Source organism: Streptomyces sp. NPDC048636 (assembly GCF_040650655.1).
Classification (GTDB): domain Bacteria; phylum Actinomycetota; class Actinomycetes; order Streptomycetales; family Streptomycetaceae; genus Streptomyces.
Genome location: NZ_JBEZHR010000001.1, coordinates 221,373 through 240,111 on the forward strand (window position 1 = coordinate 221,373; position 18,739 = coordinate 240,111).

At 71.5% G+C, this 18,739-nt stretch carries 19 protein-coding genes; 11 read left to right on the top strand and 8 right to left on the bottom strand.

Annotated elements, in window-relative coordinates:
- The first annotated feature begins 26 nt into the window (after window positions 1–26).
- Window positions 27–650 carry a hypothetical protein gene (locus tag AB0C66_RS01115; protein ID WP_362431219.1) on the top strand — a complete coding sequence of 208 codons (624 nt, stop codon included), beginning with the start codon at window positions 27–29 and terminating at the stop codon, window positions 648–650.
- 1 nt (window position 651) lies between these two features.
- Here AB0C66_RS01115 and AB0C66_RS01120 read toward each other — a convergent pair whose 3' ends face one another.
- The 3 genes from AB0C66_RS01120 to AB0C66_RS01130 all read right to left on the bottom strand — a co-directional run bounded on the left by AB0C66_RS01120 (window position 652) and on the right by AB0C66_RS01130 (window position 2,926).
- Window positions 652–1,020 carry a hypothetical protein gene (locus tag AB0C66_RS01120; protein WP_362431221.1) on the bottom strand — a complete coding sequence of 123 codons (369 nt, stop codon included), beginning with the start codon at window positions 1,018–1,020 and terminating at the stop codon, window positions 652–654.
- A gap of 155 nt (window positions 1,021–1,175) precedes the next feature.
- On the bottom strand, window positions 1,176–2,024 hold the full coding sequence (locus tag AB0C66_RS01125) for an arylamine N-acetyltransferase (RefSeq protein ID WP_362431223.1): 849 nt from the start codon (window positions 2,022–2,024) through the stop codon (window positions 1,176–1,178).
- Window positions 2,025–2,191: 167 nt separating this feature from the next.
- Window positions 2,192–2,926 carry a helix-turn-helix domain-containing protein gene (locus tag AB0C66_RS01130; protein WP_362431225.1) on the bottom strand — a complete coding sequence of 245 codons (735 nt, stop codon included), beginning with the start codon at window positions 2,924–2,926 and terminating at the stop codon, window positions 2,192–2,194.
- 91 nt (window positions 2,927–3,017) lie between these two features.
- Here AB0C66_RS01130 and AB0C66_RS01135 point away from each other — a divergent pair, with 91 nt between their 5' ends.
- Together AB0C66_RS01135 and AB0C66_RS01140 are read left to right on the top strand one after the other, a co-directional pair.
- Complete coding sequence (locus AB0C66_RS01135) at window positions 3,018–4,556, top strand: MFS transporter (RefSeq protein ID WP_362431227.1); 1,539 nt, start codon at window positions 3,018–3,020, stop codon at window positions 4,554–4,556.
- A 247-nt stretch (window positions 4,557–4,803) separates the two neighbouring features.
- A complete protein-coding gene (locus tag AB0C66_RS01140) occupies window positions 4,804–5,352 on the top strand; it encodes an ATP-binding protein (protein ID WP_362431229.1) in 549 nt (182 codons plus the stop codon).
- Here AB0C66_RS01140 and AB0C66_RS01145 read toward each other — a convergent pair.
- On the bottom strand, window positions 5,342–6,544 hold the full coding sequence (locus AB0C66_RS01145; RefSeq protein ID WP_362431231.1) for a methyltransferase domain-containing protein: 1,203 nt from the start codon (window positions 6,542–6,544) through the stop codon (window positions 5,342–5,344). The two genes, AB0C66_RS01140 and AB0C66_RS01145, sit on opposite strands and share 11 nt — an antisense overlap.
- A gap of 77 nt (window positions 6,545–6,621) precedes the next feature.
- Between AB0C66_RS01145 and AB0C66_RS01150 the strand changes: the two genes are divergently transcribed.
- The 3 genes from AB0C66_RS01150 to groL all read left to right on the top strand — a co-directional run bounded on the left by AB0C66_RS01150 (window position 6,622) and on the right by groL (window position 9,948).
- Window positions 6,622–7,650 (top strand): polysaccharide deacetylase family protein, encoded by a 1,029-nt coding sequence (locus AB0C66_RS01150; protein WP_362431234.1) that lies wholly within the window; start codon window positions 6,622–6,624, stop codon window positions 7,648–7,650.
- Window positions 7,651–7,919: 269 nt separating this feature from the next.
- Entirely contained in the window at window positions 7,920–8,228 is a 309-nt protein-coding gene (gene groES, locus AB0C66_RS01155) for a co-chaperone GroES (RefSeq protein WP_362431237.1), read from the top strand.
- A gap of 94 nt (window positions 8,229–8,322) precedes the next feature.
- A complete protein-coding gene (groL, locus tag AB0C66_RS01160) occupies window positions 8,323–9,948 on the top strand; it encodes a chaperonin GroEL (protein WP_362431239.1) in 1,626 nt (541 codons plus the stop codon).
- Between the two features lie 111 nt (window positions 9,949–10,059).
- Here groL and AB0C66_RS01165 read toward each other — a convergent pair whose 3' ends face one another.
- Together AB0C66_RS01165 and AB0C66_RS01170 are read right to left on the bottom strand one after the other, a co-directional pair.
- Entirely contained in the window at window positions 10,060–10,833 is a 774-nt protein-coding gene (locus AB0C66_RS01165) for an SDR family oxidoreductase (protein ID WP_362431241.1), read from the bottom strand.
- 120 nt (window positions 10,834–10,953) lie between these two features.
- Window positions 10,954–11,658 carry an MOSC domain-containing protein gene (locus AB0C66_RS01170; protein ID WP_362431243.1) on the bottom strand — a complete coding sequence of 235 codons (705 nt, stop codon included), beginning with the start codon at window positions 11,656–11,658 and terminating at the stop codon, window positions 10,954–10,956.
- 80 nt (window positions 11,659–11,738) lie between these two features.
- On the opposite strand from AB0C66_RS01170, the gene AB0C66_RS01175 reads away from it, so the two are divergent.
- A complete protein-coding gene (locus AB0C66_RS01175) occupies window positions 11,739–12,647 on the top strand; it encodes a LysR family transcriptional regulator (RefSeq protein ID WP_362431245.1) in 909 nt (302 codons plus the stop codon).
- Between the two features lie 142 nt (window positions 12,648–12,789).
- On the opposite strand, the gene AB0C66_RS01180 is transcribed toward AB0C66_RS01175, so the two are convergent.
- The gene (locus tag AB0C66_RS01180; RefSeq protein ID WP_362431248.1) at window positions 12,790–13,107 is read right to left on the bottom strand and encodes a WhiB family transcriptional regulator; all 318 of its coding nucleotides are present in this window, start codon (window positions 13,105–13,107) and stop codon (window positions 12,790–12,792) included.
- Window positions 13,108–13,514: 407 nt separating this feature from the next.
- Between AB0C66_RS01180 and AB0C66_RS01185 the strand changes: the two genes are divergently transcribed.
- The 4 genes from AB0C66_RS01185 (at window position 13,515) to AB0C66_RS01200 (ending at window position 17,875) form a co-directional block, all read left to right on the top strand.
- Complete coding sequence (locus AB0C66_RS01185; RefSeq protein WP_003948568.1) at window positions 13,515–14,126, top strand: response regulator transcription factor; 612 nt, start codon at window positions 13,515–13,517, stop codon at window positions 14,124–14,126.
- 289 nt (window positions 14,127–14,415) lie between these two features.
- On the top strand, window positions 14,416–15,027 hold the full coding sequence (locus AB0C66_RS01190) for a sigma-70 family RNA polymerase sigma factor (protein WP_254743752.1): 612 nt from the start codon (window positions 14,416–14,418) through the stop codon (window positions 15,025–15,027).
- A 126-nt stretch (window positions 15,028–15,153) separates the two neighbouring features.
- Window positions 15,154–16,656 carry an IMP dehydrogenase gene (guaB, locus tag AB0C66_RS01195; RefSeq protein ID WP_362431250.1) on the top strand — a complete coding sequence of 501 codons (1,503 nt, stop codon included), beginning with the start codon at window positions 15,154–15,156 and terminating at the stop codon, window positions 16,654–16,656.
- Between the two features lie 91 nt (window positions 16,657–16,747).
- Window positions 16,748–17,875: a GuaB3 family IMP dehydrogenase-related protein gene (locus AB0C66_RS01200; RefSeq protein ID WP_362431252.1), complete on the top strand. Its 1,128-nt coding sequence runs from the start codon at window positions 16,748–16,750 to the stop codon at window positions 17,873–17,875.
- 84 nt (window positions 17,876–17,959) lie between these two features.
- Here AB0C66_RS01200 and AB0C66_RS01205 read toward each other — a convergent pair whose 3' ends face one another.
- Window positions 17,960–18,625, bottom strand: coding sequence for a hypothetical protein (locus AB0C66_RS01205; RefSeq protein ID WP_362431254.1), 666 nt, complete (start codon window positions 18,623–18,625; stop codon window positions 17,960–17,962).
- Window positions 18,626–18,739: the final 114 nt, after the last annotated feature.

The following is an 18,739-nucleotide window of genomic DNA, read 5'->3' on the forward strand; positions in this document are numbered from 1 at the left end:
TGTGCCCCGCCAGGCGAAAGGACGCCATGCTTCCCTCCACCGCCCTTCCGCCGTCCCCGCCCGCGCCGGAGGAGGGGGCGTGGGCCGACCGGGCGGGGTTGCTGGAGGAACGGGCGCGGGCGATGGGGGCGTTGGCGCGCTGGTATCTGGCGCCGCACCGGGCGCTGCTGCTGTGGCTGGCGACGATGGTCTTCGCGCTGGGATGGGTGCTGGCGGTGTCCGGTTTCCAGTTCCTGGTGACGGGCCAGCTCGTCGAACACCTCCTGGGCGTGATGTTCCTGGGCCTGGCGCTGGGCGCGACGATTCCGTCGAGCCTGGGCGTGGCCGCCGGTATCCGGCGCGATGTCTCCGTGGGCGGGCGGCTCCGCGACTGGGCCCGGCTGGCACACGACCCCCGGACCCTTCCGCTCTGGCGCGTCCCGGGCAGCGCGCTGCTGTGGCTGCTGCCCTCGGTCCTGCTGTCCAGCCTCGGGCTGGCGCTGGGGGCGTCCACGGTCTTCTCCGAGCTGAGCCCGGAGAGCTTCGGGACGCTGCTGGGCATCTCCGTGGTCTTCGCGGCCGCCGGTGGACTGGGGCTGGCCAAGGCGATCGCCTACTACCGCCTCGTCAGCCGCGAACTCACCCCCGGGCCGGGGCCGGAGGGCCGTTAGCTCAGTCGCCGTCGGCCCTCACCGCGTCCTGCCCGTCCGCCCCGTCCTCCCCGTCCCGCGCCGAGGACCGCTGGAGGGAGATGAAGCGGTGGCGCAGGTCCAGGTAGTCCTGGCTCAGACTGTCGCCGTGGCGCTTGGTGGCGTCCTCGACACGGGTCATCATCTGCCTGATCCGGGCGCCGTCCATATAGGCGTCGCGCTGGAGCTTCTTGTAGGCCGTGGCGGCGGGGCCCTTCCGGTCGGCGTCGAGCGAGGGGACCAGGTGCTCGAGGCGCTCGATCTTCCGCTCGAGGTAACTGATCATCTCCTCGAGGTCCTTGATGAGATCGGACAGTTCCTGATCCGACACGGACAGTTTGTCTTGGCTCATGTGCCCGTCCCTGCCACCCTCCGATCGGCCTCCTGGGGGCTTGATCGTGCCATGCGACCGGACGGCACGGTGCGGCACCCGGGGAATCGACGGAATCCGTCGTGTGCGGTGCCGTGCGGTGCGGTCCGGCGGAGGGTGGCGCGGGCGCGGGCGGCTCAGCCGGGCAGCACCGTGTCCGACGGCAGGTCGATGCCGAAGTCGGCGGCGAGGACGCGCAGGACCTCGTCGTTGCCGCTCAGCCGGCGCTGCTTACGGGTGCCGTCCGGGTGGGTCTCGGTGAGGGTGCGGGCGATGAGCTCGAGATGGAGATCGAGGCTGTTGCGCTGGGCGCGGAGGGTGTGCTGGAAGGGCGAGCGCGGGTTGGTGGCCGTATGCCAGTTGATGACCCCGTAGTCCGCCGCGTCGAAGGGCTCGCGGTTGAACGCGTACTGGTCCTCCCAGACACCGTCGTGGAGCGCCTGGAAGACCCACAGGTCCTCAAGGCCGCCGGGGTGGGGCTCACGGATATAGCGGTGGCGGCGGGTGCCGTCGCGCAGCTCGGTGTCGGTGATGAACGGGACGGCCTCCAGCAGGCCCCCGATGGCACCGAAGCCCACATCGGCTATCCAGCGCTGCGCTTCACCGGGGATCTCGACCAGCAGGACCATATGGGTGCGCGGACGGACGACGCCCGGGGCGGCGCCCGCGCGGACACGGGCGGCGAGGCCGGTGACACCGAAGCCGAGGGCGCCGAGGGCGGCGGAGAGCAGGGTGTTCTGTTCGTAGCAGTAGCCGCCGCGCCGACTGCGGACCAGCTTGGCCTCCAGGTCGGGGAGGGCGAGGGAGGGCGCCGAGCCGAGGAGGGGCTGGAGGTTCTCGAAGGGGATGGAGCTCACATGCGCCAGATGCACCGCGCGCAGGGTCTCCGCGGTGGGGGCCGGGGGACGGGCCCCGGTCCAGCCGATCCGGGTCAGATAGGTCTCGAGGTCCAGCTGGGGCGTGGCCTCAGTCGGTGCGTCGGTCATATGCCCGACGGTAACGCCGTATGGGGCCGTGGTCCTCCTGCTCAAGGGCTGACTCGGATCCTCCCTTCGGCCGAGGACTCGTGACGATCGGTCGGTCATGGGCAAGGGGGCTTCGGGGCGATCGGGCGGTTCTCGATGTCGGTCCCGGCGCGGGGGTTTCGCGGTGATCAGTCGCTCCCGGTCCGGCCGAGCAGCCCGTCCACCACCGCCCGCAGCTCCTCCGCCACGTCGTACGCCCCGGTGATGCCGTCCCAGCGGTCCGCCAGCGCGGCCAGCCGGGGCAGTTCGGAGGGGTCCGCGTCGGTCAGCAGCGCGGGGAACGCCGCCCGGCGGCCCGGGTCCTCCGCACGGCGGGCGAGGGCCGCCCGGAAGACGAGCGTGCCGAGGACGTAGTGCCAGATCGAGCGGTACGTGTGCACGGCCCGGCGCTCGCTCTGCCCGCAGGCCATGGCCGAGTCGATGATCTCCTCGACCATCCACAGGGCATCCCGGTCGGTGAGTTCACCGAGGCTCAGCACCTCGACCACCCACGGCAGCTCCTGGAGGGTGCGGTGCATATGCAGGGCCGCCGCGTACACCCGCTCGCGCGGGTCCCCGGGCAGTTCGGGGCGGGGCCGGGTCCGCGCCATCCCGGACAGGACCAGCTGGAGCAGCTCGTCCTTGTCGCGGACGTGGCGGTAGAGGGCCATCGGTGTGGAGCCGACCTCCTTGGCCAGGCGCCGCATGCTCAAGGCGCCCGTGCCCTCCTCCTCGAGGATGCGGCGCGCGGTGGCGACGATCGTCTCCAGCTCCAGCCGGCGGGGGCGCCCACCGGCCCGCCGGACCGGCCGGTCCTTCGCCGAGGCCGCCCCCGTCGCTTCCGCGTCGCTGGCTCCGGTCCCGCTCTCCATCTCGTTCGTCACCGGCCCATTGTCCATGCGCGGGGTTGGCGTACGCGTTAAGTATACGCGTATACTAACTTCCCTGGCCCGGGGGATCCGATGGAGGAGGACCATGAAAGACCAACGGGAAAGGGCGGGTTGGCTGCTGGCCGTCGCGCTCACCGTGCAGTTCGTCGTCGCGCTGGACATGTCCGTGGTGAATGTCGCGCTGCCCGACATCCGTGACGACCTCGGCTTCGACCCCGGCGGTCTGCTCTGGGTCGTCAACGCCTACGCCCTCGCCTTCGGCGGGCTGCTGATGCTGGGTGGTCGGCTCGCGGACATCGTGGGCCGTCGCACCACCCTGATGGCCGGGCTGGCGGTCTTCGGCGCCGCCAGCCTCGGCGGCGGGCTGGTGGGGTCGCCGGGCTGGCTGATCGCCGCGCGGGCGGCGCAGGGGGTGGGTGCGGCGGCGCTCGCGCCGGTGGCGTTCACGCTGATCGCCGTCACCTTCCCGGCCGGGCCCGCGCGGGCCCGGGCGCTGGGGCTGTGGGGGATGGCCGCGGCGGCGGGCGGCGCGGTCGGGGTGCTGGCCGGAGGGCTGCTCACCGAATGGGCGGGCTGGCGCGCCGTGTTGCTCATCAATGTACCGATCGTGCTCGCCGCGCTGGCCGCGGCCCGCTTCTCGGTGGCGCCGGATCGGCGCGAGGGCCCGCCCGCCCGGTTGGACGCGGCCGGTGCGCTGCTGGTCACCGGCGGAATGACGGCCCTGGTGCTGGCGCTGGTGCGGACCGGGACCCACCCCTGGGGATCGGCGACCACCCTGACCACGCTCACCGTCGCGGCCGCGCTGCTGATCGCGTTCGTCGTGGTGGAACGGCGGGTGGCACAGCCGCTGTTGCGGATCGGACTGCTGCGGCAGCGTTCGGTGCTGGTCGCCAACCTCTTCGTACTGCTGCTGTTCTCCGGCCAGTTCGCGGCCTTCTACTTCACCTCGCTCTATACGCAGCAGATCCTCGGCTACGGACCGATCCGGGCCGGGATCGCCTTTCTGCCCTTCTGCGTGGGCATCGTGATCGGCTCGCTGACGGCGACGCGCACGGTGGCCCGGTTCGGGGTGCGGACCCTGCTGGTCGCGGGCGGGCTGCTGGGCGCCGCCGGGTTCGGATGGTTCTGGCTGACGGTCGGGGTGGACGGCGGATTCGCGGACTCGATCCTCGGTCCCTCGCTCGTGGCGAGCGTCGGCATCGGGCTGTGTGTCGTCCCGATGGGTACGGCCGCGACGACGGGCGTGGCGGCGCGGGAGGCCGGTATGGCCTCCGGACTGGTCAACAGCTCACGGCAGATCGGGGGTTCACTGGGGCTCGCGGTCCTCGCGACGGTGGCCTCGCACGCCACGGACGCCGACGGGGGCGAGGGCCCGTCCGCCCTCGTCTCCGGCTACGCCACGGCCTTCGGGGTGGCGGGCGCGCTGCTGGCGGTGGCGGCCCTGAGCGCGGCGCTGCTGCTGCCGGGACGTACCGCACCGATGGCGGCGGGCCCGGACCCGGCGGACGAGGAGGCGGCGGACCAGCAGGCGGTAGGGCCGGAGTCGACGGGCCGGGAGGCGGCGGCACCCGCCGCGTCATCCGTCGTCACGGCGCCGCGAGGTGGTCGAACGCGCCTGCCGTGACGGCGTCGAGCGGGGCCCGCGGCCGCGCGGGAGCGGTGGCCGGGACGATGTCGAGGTCATCGCTCTCGCGCGGGGCGACCCGCCGCCGGGTAGGGAGGCGAGCCTCACACAGGAACTGCCCTCCCCTGCGCGGAGTATGGATGCCGATGTTTCCCCATCTGCCCTACCGTGGGTGGCGGAACCGCTACCACGCGTCGATCGCCGCAACGGTGCGCCCACCATCGGCCCCCTCGCAGGGAGTTGACCCATGGGAACCGACCACGAGCCCGAGGACCTCCCGCCGTCCGCGCCCTCCTCGCCGCCCCCGTCCGTCCCGGCTGCCCCGTCCGGCCCGTCCGCCCCGTCCGGCCCTCGCGCCGCCGAAGCCTCCGACGACCCGTGCGTCTACACCCTGCGCGGCTGCCGCGGCCCCGCATCGCCCAAGATCCTGCGGGACTTCGTCGCCTGTGTGCTGAACTCCACCGGCCAGCAGGGCCTGGTGGACTCCGCGACCGTCTGCACCTCGGAACTGGCCACCAACGCCTATCTGCACGCCGAGGGCGACGCGCTGCTGCTGCGCGTGGTGATCGAGCCCCCGCGGCTGCGTGTGCTGCTCTACGACGGCTGCGCCGCGCTCCCGGTGCCCTCACGCCTCCCGGCCGGCGACCAGCTGCGCGGCCGGGGGCTGCGCGTGGTCGGCGCGCTGGCCGACGCGTGGGGGACGGCGGCGGGCGATCCGACGGGCGGATACGCCAAGGGGGTCTGGTTCGAGCTGTGGAACACCGGAGAGGCCGGGCGGGCGGTGCTCACGGACTGACCGGAGCGGTCTCCTCGGCCGGATGCCCCAGCAGCATCGTCGGAGCGCCGTCGGTGCGGGTGAGCAGGATGGTGCAGGAGTTGGGCCCCGCCAGCCGCAGCTTCTTGCGCAGTGTCTCCGGCTCCACCGCCGAACCGCGCTTCTTGATCGTGGCGATGCCGACCTCCCGCTCCCGCAGCAGCGCCTTGAGCTTCTTCAGATTGAACGGCAGCGCGTCGGTGATCTCGTACGCCGTGGCGTACGGCGTCGGCCGCAGCTCGTCCGCCGTGATGTAGGCGATCGTCGGGTCGATCAGCCGGCCGCCGATACGGGCCGCGACATCGGCCACCAGATGGGCGCGGATCACGGCGCCGTCCGGTTCGTACAGCCAGCGGCCCACCGGACCGGTCGGCGGGTCGGGCAGCAGCCGGGTGCCCAGCAGTGAATGGGCCGCCGGGAGCAGGGTGGCGCGGCGCATCCCGGGGCGGGCCGTACCGAACCAGAGCACGGCCTCCTTCACCTGTCCGTGGTCCGAGATCCACTCAGCCTCGGTGTCCTCCGGGACCGCCTCGTGGGGAATACCCGGGGCGATCTTGAGGGCGGCGCGCGGCGCGGTGCGGGCGGCCTCGACGGCCCAGGAGAGCGGCGGGGAGTACGCCTCCGGGTCGAAGATCCGGCCCCGGCCGCCGCGCCGGGCGGGGTCGACGAAGACCGCGTCGAACGGGGCGGTGTCGATCTCGGCGACATCCGCGCAGCGGACCTCGATGAGATCGGTCAGGCCCAGCGACCCGGCGTTGGCCCGGGCCACCGCACATGTCAGCGGATCCCGGTCGACGGCCAGTACGGAGATCCCGGCGCGCGCGAGCGCGATGGCGTCGCCGCCGATCCCGCAGCACAGATCGGCCACGCCGCGTACGCCGAACCCGGCGAACCGCTCGGCGCGGTAGGCGGCCACGGAGGTGCGGGTGGACTGCTCGACACCGTGCGGCGTGAAGTACATCCGGTGGGCGTCAGCGCCGAATTTGGCGACCGCCCGCTGACGCAACTGGGCCTGTGTCAGCGCCGCCGAGACCAGCGCGGCCGGATGGTCGCGGCGCAGCCGGGTCGCGGTGGTGAGTTCGTCCGCCGGGTCGTGGTCCCGGAGCGCGGTGAGCAGCTCCTGTCCCTCGTCGCCGAGCAGTGAGTCGAAGGCGTCAACGTCCACATGGCCCATTCTCCCCGCTCCGGCGGGCGAATTCGCACCCGCGCGGCGCGCGCTTCCACGCCTTCCGACTGAAGATCACTTATGTGATGGTGATCAAGAATGGGTTTTCGAGGTGTCTGGTTCTCGCCGCCGCGGCGGTCGTGCTCGCGGGCTGTGGAAGCCTCGAGGGCCCCGGTCCGCTCGCCCGGACCACCGTGGAAGGCGACCCGGCGACGGCGTCCTCCGCACCGCGCACCGCGGGGCGTTCCTCCACCGCCTCGCCCCCGGAGGGGCGTTCCCCACAGCCGTCCGCACCCCCGGAGCACTCCCGGCCACCGGTTCCCCCGGCCCCGGACGCGTCCGGTCCGTCAGATGACTCCGGTCCGTCCGGCGACTCCGGCGCGCCCGGTCCGTCGCGGACGCGCCCGGCCCGCGCGGGCGACCCCGAGGCGTACCGCATGTGGGGCCTGGACCGGCCGCTCGACCAGCCGCCGCCCCCGCCCGCCACCAAACCGCCGCTCGCGCCCGAGGAGCCGCCCGTCGAGGGGCTGCCGTCGGTCATCCGCCGGGTGCAGACCACCGATCGGGTGGTCTTCCTGACGATCGACGACGGCATCGAGAAGGATCCGCGCTTCGTGGAGCAGGCCCGCGATCTCGGGCTGCCGTTCACCGGCTTCCTCACCGACAACGTGATCGGCGACCACTACGACTACTTCGACCAGCTCCAGCGGCTCGGCAACCCGATGGAGAACCACACCCTCACCCATCCCAGCCTGGCCGGACTCGACTACGACGGCCAGCGGCAGGAGATCTGCGGTCAGCAGGAGAACCTCCGCGACCGCCTCGGCCGCCAGCCGAGGCTGTTCCGCCCGCCCTACGGTGAGTACGACGAGACGACGCTGCGCGCGGCGGCCGACTGCGGCGCGGAGACGGTGGTGCTGTGGCGCGCCGAGATGGAGCCGGGCGGGCTGGTGTACCGGTCCGGCGGCGGTCTCCAGCCGGGGGACATCGTGCTCGCGCACTTCCGCGGCCCGGAGCAGCTGGAGGGGAAGTCCATGACCGACATGATCACGTCGCTGGTGCGGGCGATCCAGGAGCAGGGCTTCACGGTCGCGCGGCTGGAGGACTACGTGTGAGGCCGGCCTGCTGACGTGGCCTGCTGACGTGGTCCTCGAGGGCGCCGGGACGGGCCGGTGACAGGGCGGCGGCCGGAGCTCGTCCCCGCATCGCCTGGCACTCTAGTTGACTGAGTGCTAACCGCGTCATAATGTCGAGGCTGGCACTCGGCAGTACGGAGTGCCAGCCACACAGCGACGGGCAGGTCCGGCACCCGCGACGACGGATCCACCTGGTCGCCACCTCAGACAGTTAACCCCGTGAGATCTCCGAAGGGGGAGGTCGGATCGTGACGACCACCAGCTCCAAGGTTGCCATCAAGCCGCTCGAGGACCGCATCGTGGTCCAGCCGCTCGACGCCGAGCAGACCACGGCTTCCGGTCTGGTCATCCCGGACACCGCCAAGGAGAAGCCCCAGGAGGGCGTCGTCCTGGCCGTGGGCCCGGGCCGCTTCGAGGACGGCAATCGTCTTCCGCTCGACGTCTCCGTCGGTGACGTCGTGCTCTACAGCAAGTACGGCGGCACCGAGGTGAAGTACAGCGGCGAGGAGTACCTCGTCCTCTCGGCTCGCGACGTCCTCGCGATCGTCGAGAAGTAATCACCGAAGTTTTGCCTATGAGCCGCGCCCCGGTGCCCGTGTCACAGATACCCGGGGTCGGGGCGCGGTTCGTTCGAGAGGACATACGCAACTCATGGCGAAGATCCTGAAGTTCGACGAGGACGCCCGTCGCGCCCTGGAGCGCGGCGTCAACAAGCTGGCGGACACCGTCAAGGTGACCATCGGCCCCCGTGGCCGCAATGTGGTCATCGACAAGAAGTTCGGCGCCCCGACCATCACCAACGACGGCGTCACCATCGCCCGTGAGGTCGAGGTCGAGGACCCGTACGAGAACCTTGGCGCCCAGCTCGTCAAGGAGGTGGCGACCAAGACCAACGACATCGCGGGTGACGGCACCACCACCGCCACCGTGCTGGCCCAGGCGCTGGTCCGGGAGGGCCTGCGCAATGTGGCCGCCGGTGCCTCCCCGGCCGCCCTGAAGAAGGGCATCGACGCCGCGGTCAAGGCCGTCTCCGACGACCTGCTGGCCAGCGCCCGTCCGATCGACTCCAAGTCCGACATCGCCGCCGTGGCCGCGCTGTCCGCCCAGGACAAGCAGGTCGGCGAGCTGATCGCCGAGGCGATGGACAAGGTCGGCAAGGACGGTGTCATCACCGTCGAGGAGTCCAACACCTTCGGCCTGGAGCTCGACTTCACCGAGGGCATGGCCTTCGACAAGGGCTACCTCTCGCCCTACATGGTGACCGACCAGGAGCGTATGGAGGCCGTCCTCGACGACCCGTACATCCTGATCCACCAGGGCAAGATCGCCTCGATCCAGGACCTGCTGCCGCTGCTGGAGAAGATCATCCAGGCCGGTGCCAGCAAGCCGCTGCTGATCATCGCCGAGGACGTGGAGGGCGAGGCCCTGTCCACCCTCGTCGTCAACAAGATCCGTGGCACCTTCAACGCCGTCGCGGTGAAGGCCCCGGGCTTCGGCGACCGCCGTAAGGCGATGCTCGGCGACATGGCGACCCTCACCGGCGCCACCGTCATCGCCGAGGAGGTCGGCCTCAAGCTGGACCAGGCCGGTCTGGACGTGCTGGGCACCGCCCGCCGCGTCACCGTCACCAAGGACGACACCACCATCGTCGACGGCGGCGGCAACAGCGAGGACGTCGCCGGCCGGATCGCCCAGATCAAGGCCGAGATCGACACCACCGACTCCGACTGGGACCGCGAGAAGCTCCAGGAGCGTCTGGCGAAGCTGGCCGGCGGTGTGTGCGTGATCCGTGTGGGCGCGGCCACCGAGGTCGAGCTCAAGGAGAAGAAGCACCGTCTGGAGGACGCCATCTCCGCGACCCGCGCCGCGGTCGAGGAGGGCATCGTCTCCGGTGGTGGCTCCGCCCTGGTCCACGCCGCCAAGGTGCTCGAGGGCAACCTCGGCCTGGCGGGCGACGAGGCCACCGGTGTCGCCGTGGTCCGCCGCGCCTCCGTCGAGCCGCTGCGCTGGATCGCCGAGAACGCCGGTCTCGAGGGCTACGTGATCACCGCGAAGGTGTCCGAGCTCGAGAAGGGCCACGGCTACAACGCGGCCACCGAGGAGTACGGCGACCTGGTGAAGGCCGGCGTCATCGACCCGGTCAAGGTCACCCGCTCCGCGCTGGAGAACGCGGCGTCGATCGCCTCGCTGCTGCTCACCACCGAGACCCTGGTGGTCGAGAAGCCGGCCGAGGAAGAGGCCGAGGCCGGTGGCCACGGCCACGGTCACGCGCACTGACCCGAGCCGTACGCCACGAAGGCGCGGCCACCCCGGACGGGGCGGCCGCGCCTTCGCGTCGCGCGGCGACCGCTGACGGTTCGCGTGGCGTGGCGACCGCCGACGGGTCGATCACCGGTGGGCGTATTTACGGCCGACCCGGGAGGAGACCGCGGACACCGCCGCCCTCGGGACCAGCTTCGCCAGCCCCGTCATCGTCTTGTAGCGCGGGTCCGGGATGGACAGCGACTTACCGCGCGCGAAGTCCTTCAGCGCCGACGCGACCAGCCGGTCGGCGTCCAGCCACATCCAGCTCGGCACGCTGTCCGGCTTGATCCCCGCCCGGGCGTGGAACTCCGTCCGTACGAAGCCGGGGCACAGCGCCATCAGCCGTACGCCCGAGCTCGCCAGGTCCTTCGCGGCGCCCTGGGTGAACTGCACGACCCACGCCTTGCTCGCGCCGTACGTCCCGCGCGGGAAGAACGCCGCGATCGACGACACATTGATCACTCCGCCGCGGCCCCGGGTGCGCATCGTCTCGCACGCCGCGCCGGTGAGCCGGAGCACCGCCTCGCAGTGGAGCCTGAGCATCCGCAGCTCATCGGTGAGCGGCACCTCCAGATAGCGGCCGCGATGGCCGAACCCGGCGTTGTTGACGAGCAGATCGACCGGATGGGTACGGTCGCCCAGCCGGTCCTCGACCGCCGCGATGCCGTCCTCCTCGGACAGATCGGCCCGCAGGACCTCGGCCTCCACCCCGTGCCGGTCGTGGAGATCCGCCGCCTGCTCGTGCAGCCGCTTCTCGTCACGGGCGACGAGCACCAGGTTGTGCCCGTCGGCGGCGAGCCGGCTCGCGAAGGAGGCGCCGATGCCCGCGGTGGATCCGGTGATCAGTGCAGTCGTCATAGGCGCACGTTATCGGCCCGGGAGTGACCGGGCGGGCCGTGCGGCGATCTCGCGCGGACTCGGCCGGAACGCATACCCGCGTCGGCTGCCCGAGTGGGCTGCCCGCGTCGGTTACCCGCCTCAGCGGTCGGCGGCCGCGGTGCGCCGCCGCTCGGCCTTCGCCACGTAGTCGAGTGCCTTGGCGCGCGCCTCGGGGTGCAGGGCGTCGCCCGCCGCCAGCACCCGCGGCAGCAGCGTCCGTTCGGTGGTCACGGCGCGGAACTGGAAGGCGACCGTCACCTCGTGGTCGGGCCGGTGCACCACCTCGATCCGGTCACCGGAGCGGATCTCGCCCGGTTCGAGCACCCGCAGATAGGCGCCGGGGACGGCCGCCTGGGTGAACCGCTTCAGCCAGCCGCGCTGGTCCAGCCAGCCCGCGAACGTCAGGCACGGGATGCGCGGCGCGGTCACCTGGACCAGCAGCTCGCGGCCGATCCGCCAGCGCTCGCCGACCAGGGTCCCGGTGATGTCGAGCCCGCGGGTGGTGAGGTTCTCGCCGAAGGCGCCGTTGGGCAGCTCACGGCCCAACTCGCGCTCCCAGACGTCGAGATCCTCGCGGGCGTAGACGTAGACGGCCTGGTGGTCGCCGCCGTGGAAGCGGGTGTTGCAGACATCGTCCCCGGCCAGACCGCTGCCGCCGACGCCCTTCGGACCCGGGGCCGTGACCCGTACCGGGCCGTCGACCGGCCGCTTGTCGATACCTGTGCCGGAGGGGCATTCGGTGTAATCGGTGATCGTCGCGCGCCCGACGTTCACGGTGAGCACGGATCCCGCGGAGTGCAGCATGGTCAAAACCGTAATCGACCGAGACCAAAGCGTCGACGGGATATCTCCGTCGGTGTCCAAGGGTCGCTTATGCTCGAAACATGATCGAGGCCCGTCATCTCAGGGTGCTGCGCGCGGTGGCCGCCACCGGTTCCTTCTCCGCGGCGGCGCGTGAGCTGGGCTGCACCCAGCCCGCCGTCAGCCAGCAGATGAAGGCCCTGGAGGGCGCCGCGGGCACCCCGCTGCTGATCCGCACCGGCCGGGAGATGCGGCTGACGGAGGCGGGCGAGGCCCTGGTACGCCACGCCGCGGGCATCCTGGCCGGGCTGACCGCCGCCGAGGAGGAGGTCGCGGCGATCGCCGGGCTGCGGGCGGGCCGGGTGCGGCTGGTGTCGTTTCCCAGCGGCAGTTCGACCCTGGTGCCGACCGCGCTGGCCGAGATGCGCGCCGCCCACCCCGGGACCCGGGCCTCGCTGGTGGAGGCGGAACCACCGCGTTCGGTGGAGATGCTCCGGGCGGGCGACTGCGAGATCGCCGTGGCCTTCCGCTATCCGCAGGCCGACGCCGCGGCCGAGGCGGGTCCGGGCTGGGAGGACCTGGTGGCCCGGCCGCTGCTGAGCGACCGGCTGGTGGTCATGGTCCCGCGCGAGCACCGGCTGGCGGGAGCCGGGACGGTGGGGATGGCGGAGCTGGCGGAGGAGCCGTGGATCGCGGGCTGCCCGCGCTGCCGCCGTCATCTGGTGGAGGTGTGCGAGTCCGAGGGCTTCACCCCGCGGATCGACTTCGCGACGGATGACTATCCGGCGGTGGTCGGCCTGGTGGCGGCCGGGCTCGGGGTCGCGGTGCTGCCGGAGCTGGCGCTGGAGTCGGTGCGCGCCAAGGGGGCGGTGACGCTGGAGGTCAAGCCCGCGGTGCGGCGCGAGGTGGTGGCGCTGACGCTGCCGGACCTGGCCCGGGTTCCCGCGGTGGCGGCCACGCTGGACCGGCTGGAGCGGGCGGCGCGCCGCTGAGGATCGCGTCGGGCCCGGGGGCCCGCGGGTGAAGGGGCGTGAGAATCCCCGCCGTGCACACGGAAATCGGCCGTTGGCCGCGCCGATGTGGGGCCGGGTGGGTGATGGAACGTTTCTTCAATGGGCCGGGTCCGGAATCCGGTCAGGATCCGGGATGCCCTGACGAGGTGGCCACCGCGCGGTGCCGCGCCCGCCCCATGAGCTCCTCGCGCTCGTCCTCGGTCAGTCCGCCCCACACGCCGTACGGCTCGCGTACGGCGAGTGCGTGAGCCGCGCACTGCGCCCGTACCGGGCAGCGCATGCACACCTCTTTCGCCGACATCTCCCGCGCGCTGCGGGCGGCGCCGCGCTCCCCCTCGGGGTGGAAGAAGAGCGAGCTGTCGACCCCGCGACACGCGGCCAGAAGCTGCCAGTCCCACAGGTCGGCGTTCGGACCGGGAAGACGGGAGAAATCTGCCATTGCCTTATCTCCTCGAAGCGATCGGTGCGGACGCTGTGTCCTGGGTCGCACACCTACGGTGTAAGTAGATGTAAATATGACTCATTGCGAATCTAGCCACACAGGTCGGCAAATTGGAAGCAAGGTCGCCAAATGCCACCGAAGGGGATGACCTGGGGGAGACCTATGGGGGAGAGGCGCTGGCGCGCGACCGGCGCGACGAAGCGGCTCCGTATTCGGGCCCTCACGTAGAGTGTCGAAGGTGGCCGCCGAACCCCGTAACTCTTTCGGGTGACCGTCGTTGAGAGTGCGGAGGCGGTTGATGGGTAAAGCTCTCGGACAGATATCCGGGGCTGTCAATCGCTCAGGTGACGATATGTACCAGCCTGGAGGCTCAAGGTGACGCGCATCAGCTGCGGAGGACGGCCATGACATCCGTCCTCGTCTGCGACGACTCCCCGCTTGCCCGAGAGGCGCTCCGCCGCGCGGTGGCGACCGTGCCCGGTGTCGAGCGTGTGACGACAGCGGCCAACGGCGAGGAAGTCCTCCGCCGCTGGGGTGCCGATCGCTCGGATCTGATTCTGATGGACGTACGGATGCCCGGTCTCGGCGGTGTCGAGACCGTGCGGCGGCTGCTGTCCGCCGACCCCGGCGCCCGGATCATCATGCTCACGGTGGCCGAGGATCTCGATGGAGTGGCGCTGGCGGTGGCCGCCGGCGCGCGTGGCTATCTGCACAAGGACGCCTCGCGCGCCGAGTTGCGGGCCACCGTGACCCAGGCGCTGGCCGACCCCACGTGGCGGCTGGCGCCGAGGCGGCTGCGGTCCGCCGAGATGGGCGCGGCCCCCACCCTCACCGCCCGGGAGATCCAGGTGCTGGAGGGCATGAGCCACGGCCGGTCCAACGCGGAGATCGGCCGTGAGCTGTTCCTCTCCGAGGACACGGTCAAGACGCACGCCCGCCGGCTGTTCAAGAAGCTCGGTGCCTCGGACCGGGCGCATGCGGTGGCCCTCGGATTCCGCTGGGGGCTGGTCCGCTAGCGGACCGGTCCCTCATCGACGTGCTGCGCAGCGGGGGCGCGACGGTCCCCGCCCGCCGGTTGGCGGGCGGGGCGAGAGCGTGTCCGGCGGGCGCGGTGACGGCGGCTTGTATCAGTTCCCCGCGCGATGCCGCATCCTTGATGGTGTGGAGTTCCTCGGGGACGAGTCGGTCGGGCGTGAGGGGAGGGCGCAGGACGTGACAACAGCCGGCGCACCTGCTCATAACGCTTCAGCGCACAACGAAGGACGCGGTGCCACGGAGCCGCCGGGCCCAAGGCACCATGGACGGATGCGCGACGACGAGAGGCCAGGGGCCCCCACGGGCGGTGCCCCGGCGGCCACGGGGCCGATCGGTGCCCTGGTCGGGCGCGCCGTCGAAGGTGATGAGCAGGCCACCCATGACCTGCTGGCCCATGTGCATCCGCTGGCCCTGCGCTACTGCCGCACGCGGCTGTCCAGGCTGCCCGGGGACGCCCGGCACTTCGTCGACGACCTCGCGCAGGAGGTCTGTCTCGCGGTGTTGTGCGCGCTGCCGCGCTACCGCGACACCGGAAAGCCCTTCGAGGCGTTCGTCGTGGCCATCGCCGCGCACAAGGTCGCCGATCTCCAGCGGGCCGCCATGCGGCACCCGGGGAGCACCGCCGTGCCCTCGGACGAGATGCCGGAGCAGCCGGACGACTCCCTGGGGCCCGAGGAGCGGGCGCTGCTCAGCAGCGACGCGGAGTGGGCCAAGAAGCTGCTCGCCAATCTCCCGGAGAACCAGCGCGAGCTGGTGCTGCTCCGGGTCGCGGTCGGGCTGACCGCCGAGGAGACCGGACAGATGCTCGGGATGTCGCCCGGAGCGGTACGGGTCGCGCAGCACCGGGCCCTCAGCAGGCTGCGCGCGCTCGCCGAGCAGTAGCCGCGAACCCGGTCTGAGCAGCGGCATCGTGCGGGAGCGCACAGTTGTCCACAGGGCGGGATGGGGCACCCGGGAAGGCCGTTAGCATGGGAGTCCGCGCTGGGGCAAGACCATTGGAAGGGTGTCATGACTGACAACGTCGACGGAGTGCCTGAGAAGTTCGCGATGCTCGGGCTGACGTACGACGACGTGCTGCTGCTGCCGGGCGCCTCCGAGGTGCTGCCGAACGCGGTCGACACCTCGTCCAGGGTCTCGCGGCACGTCCGGGTGAACATCCCGCTGCTGTCCGCCGCGATGGACAAGGTCACCGAGTCCCGGATGGCCATCGCCATGGCCCGGCAGGGCGGCGCGGGCGTGCTGCACCGCAATCTGTCCATCGAGGACCAGGCGAACCAGGTGGACCTGGTCAAGCGTTCCGAGTCCGGCATGGTGACCGACCCGATCACCGTCCGCCCGGACGCCACGCTCCACGAGGCGGACGCGCTGTGCGCGAAGTTCCGCATCAGCGGTGTCCCGGTGACGGACGCGGCGGGCAAGCTGCTCGGCATCGTCACCAACCGGGACATGGCCTTCGAGGTGGACCGCGGCCGTCAGGTCCGCGAGGTGATGACCCCGATGCCGCTGGTCACCGGCAAGGTGGGGATCTCCGGCGAGGACGCGATGCAGCTGCTGCGCCGCCACAAGATCGAGAAGCTGCCGCTGGTCGACGACGCCGGGGCGCTCAAGGGCCTGATCACCGTCAAGGACTTCGTCAAGGCCGAGAAGTATCCGAACGCGGCCAAGGACGCCGAGGGCCGGCTGGTCGTGGGCGCGGCCGTGGGCGTCGGCGACGAGGCGTACGACCGGGCCCAGGCGCTGGTCGAGGCCGGGGCCGACTTCCTGGTGGTGGACAGCGCGCATGGCCACAGCCGGGGCATCCTCGACATGATCGCCAAGGTGAAGTCCAATGTCGCGGTCGATGTGGTGGGCGGCAATGTCGCCACCCGGGACGGCGCCCAGGCGCTGATCGACGCCGGGGTGGACGGAGTGAAGGTCGGCGTCGGCCCGGGCTCCATCTGCACCACCCGCGTGGTCGCGGGGATCGGTGTGCCCCAGGTGACCGCGATCTACGAGGCGGCGCGGGCCTGCCACGCGGCGGGTGTGCCGCTGATCGGTGACGGCGGGCTCCAGTTCTCCGGTGATATCGCCAAGGCCATCGCGGCCGGTGCCGACACGGTGATGCTGGGCAGCCTGCTGGCCGGGTGCGAGGAGTCGCCGGGCGAGATGGTCTTCATCAACGGCAAGCAGTTCAAGTCCTACCGGGGCATGGGCTCGCTGGGCGCGATGCAGTCGCGCGGCCGGGGCCGTTCCTACTCCAAGGACCGCTACTTCCAGGACAATGTCCTCTCCGAGGACAAGCTGGTCCCCGAGGGCATCGAGGGCCAGGTGCCCTACCGCGGCCCGCTGGGCTCCGTCGCCCATCAGCTGGTGGGCGGTCTGCGGGCGTCCATGGGCTATGTCGGCTCGGCCGATGTGGCGGAGCTGAAGGAGAAGGGCCGCTTCGTGCGGATCACCGCGGCCGGTCTCAAGGAGAGCCACCCGCACGACATCCAGATGACCACCGAGGCGCCGAACTACTCCGGCCGTTGACCGCCCCGCCCCCGCGCGACCCCGGGCCATGGGGCCCGTGCGGGGGACAGGGATACTGGTACGGCAGATTCAGGCAGCGAAAGGCACCCACGTGACTGAGATCGAGATCGGGCGCGGTAAGCGCGGCCGCAGGGCGTACGCGTTCGACGACATCGCCGTTGTGCCCAGTCGTCGTACCCGGGACCCCAAGGAGGTCTCGATCGCCTGGCAGATCGACGCCTACCGCTTCGAGCTGCCGTTCCTCGCCGCCCCGATGGACTCGGTGGTCTCCCCGCGGACCGCGATCCGCATCGGTGAGCTGGGCGGTCTGGGCGTCCTCAATCTCGAGGGACTGTGGACCCGTTACGAGGATCCCGAGCCGCTGCTTGCGGAGATCGCCGAGCTGGACGAGCGCGCCGCCACCCGCCGCTTGCAGGAGATCTACGCCGAGCCGATCAAGGAAGAGCTGATCGGCCAGCGCCTCAAGGAGGTGCGTGACGCGGGCGTGGTGACCGCCGCCGCCCTGTCGCCGCAGCGCACCGCGCAGTTCTCCAAGGCCGTGGTGGACGCCGGGGTCGACATCTTCGTGATCCGCGGTACGACGGTCTCCGCCGAGCATGTGTCGGGCGCCGCCGAGCCGCTGAACCTCAAGCAGTTCATCTATGAGCTCGATGTGCCGGTGATCGTGGGCGGCTGTGCCACCTACACCGCCGCGCTGCATCTGATGCGCACCGGCGCGGCCGGTGTGCTGGTCGGCTTCGGCGGCGGCGCCGCCCACACCACCCGCAATGTGCTGGGCATCCAGGTGCCGATGGCCACCGCGGTGGCCGATGTCGCCGCCGCCCGCCGGGACTATATGGACGAGTCCGGCGGCCGCTATGTGCATGTGATCGCCGACGGCGGTGTGGGCTGGAGCGGAGATCTGCCGAAGGCCATCGCCTGCGGTGCGGACTCCGTGATGATGGGCTCGCCGCTGGCCCGCGCCACCGACGCGCCCGGCCGTGGCCACCACTGGGGCATGGAGGCCGTCCATGACGAGGTGCCGCGCGGAAAGCGGATGAATCTGGGCGCGGTGGGCACCACCGAGGAGATCCTGCTCGGTCCCTCGCACACCCCGGACGGTTCGATGAACTTCTTCGGAGCGCTGCGCCGGGCGATGGCCACCACCGGTTACTCGGAGCTCAAGGAGTTCCAGCGGGTCGAGGTCACGGTCGCGCCGTCACAGCACGACAAGCCCTGAGGTTTCCAGCGGCTCCCCAGCATGGGGAAGGCCCCGACCGCGGTGCGGTCGGGGCCTTCCCGTGTGCTCGGTGTGCCGTGGGCGTCAGCGGTTGCTGAGACGGTAGGCGGAGCCGACGGCGGCGATCGGGGCGAGCGCCATGAAGATGTAGGTCAGCGCGTCCGAGTCTTCCTTCCACGCGTCGATCAGGCCGGTGCCCGAAGCGCCCGGCGCCAGGGGCTCGGTGAGGTGGTTGAAGAAGATCTCCATTGCGGACGTGTGCTCGATCCCGGCTGCCTGCAACTGCGAGGCCGGCACCTTGTCCAGCAGGTCGGCCGTGATCATGGCGTAGCCGAAGAGCTCACCGATGAACACGGCGGCCAGTGCGAGCACCGCGCCGACGACCCACAGACCCGGGTTGCGGCCGCCGAGCTTGGCGATGACGAAGCCGATCAGACCGCCGAGCGCGACACCGGCGTAGGCGAACTGCGTCACCTTCGGCTCCGCGCCGTCCGTGTCCGCCATCGCGCTCAGCAGGAACGCGTAGAGGAAGGCGCCCACGAGCGCGGCGACAACGGCGGCACCGACGGCGAGGAGCGCGTTGCCCTGGCTGCCCTGCGGTGCGGGCGGCGGGAAGCCGCCGCCGAACTGCGGCTGCGGAGCGCCGTACTGCGGCGCCGGCGGCTGCTGCTGCGGGTAGCCGTATCCGGCGGGCTGCTGTGGCTGCTGGGGCTGGTGCGGCTGCTGTGGCTGCTGCCAGTTCTGGCTCATGGAGATCCCCCGGGGATGAAGGCGGAAACCCGCGTTCCGGGGACAGCCCTGAGCTGCGGTGCAGTGAGCTGGGAACGCGGACGAATGGTTCGCGCCATTAAATTAACAGCAGGG

Excerpts from the sequence above, each read along its gene's own strand:
- AB0C66_RS01115 (WP_362431219.1), top strand. The coding sequence starts at position 27 with ATGCTTCCCTCCACCGCCCTTCCGCCGTCCCCGCCCGCGCCGGAGGAG.
- AB0C66_RS01120 (WP_362431221.1), bottom strand. The coding sequence starts at position 1,020 with ATGAGCCAAGACAAACTGTCCGTGTCGGATCAGGAACTGTCCGATCTC.
- AB0C66_RS01125 (WP_362431223.1), bottom strand. The coding sequence starts at position 2,024 with ATGACCGACGCACCGACTGAGGCCACGCCCCAGCTGGACCTCGAGACC.
- AB0C66_RS01135 (WP_362431227.1), top strand. The coding sequence starts at position 3,018 with ATGAAAGACCAACGGGAAAGGGCGGGTTGGCTGCTGGCCGTCGCGCTC.
- AB0C66_RS01140 (WP_362431229.1), top strand. The coding sequence starts at position 4,804 with ATGGGAACCGACCACGAGCCCGAGGACCTCCCGCCGTCCGCGCCCTCC.
- AB0C66_RS01145 (WP_362431231.1), bottom strand. The coding sequence starts at position 6,544 with ATGGGCCATGTGGACGTTGACGCCTTCGACTCACTGCTCGGCGACGAG.
- AB0C66_RS01150 (WP_362431234.1), top strand. The coding sequence starts at position 6,622 with ATGGTGATCAAGAATGGGTTTTCGAGGTGTCTGGTTCTCGCCGCCGCG.
- groL (WP_362431239.1), top strand. The coding sequence starts at position 8,323 with ATGGCGAAGATCCTGAAGTTCGACGAGGACGCCCGTCGCGCCCTGGAG.
- AB0C66_RS01165 (WP_362431241.1), bottom strand. The coding sequence starts at position 10,833 with ATGACGACTGCACTGATCACCGGATCCACCGCGGGCATCGGCGCCTCC.
- AB0C66_RS01170 (WP_362431243.1), bottom strand. The coding sequence starts at position 11,658 with ATGCTGCACTCCGCGGGATCCGTGCTCACCGTGAACGTCGGGCGCGCG.
- AB0C66_RS01175 (WP_362431245.1), top strand. The coding sequence starts at position 11,739 with ATGATCGAGGCCCGTCATCTCAGGGTGCTGCGCGCGGTGGCCGCCACC.
- AB0C66_RS01180 (WP_362431248.1), bottom strand. The coding sequence starts at position 13,107 with ATGGCAGATTTCTCCCGTCTTCCCGGTCCGAACGCCGACCTGTGGGAC.
- AB0C66_RS01185 (WP_003948568.1), top strand. The coding sequence starts at position 13,515 with ATGACATCCGTCCTCGTCTGCGACGACTCCCCGCTTGCCCGAGAGGCG.
- AB0C66_RS01190 (WP_254743752.1), top strand. The coding sequence starts at position 14,416 with ATGCGCGACGACGAGAGGCCAGGGGCCCCCACGGGCGGTGCCCCGGCG.
- guaB (WP_362431250.1), top strand. The coding sequence starts at position 15,154 with ATGACTGACAACGTCGACGGAGTGCCTGAGAAGTTCGCGATGCTCGGG.
- AB0C66_RS01205 (WP_362431254.1), bottom strand. The coding sequence starts at position 18,625 with ATGAGCCAGAACTGGCAGCAGCCACAGCAGCCGCACCAGCCCCAGCAG.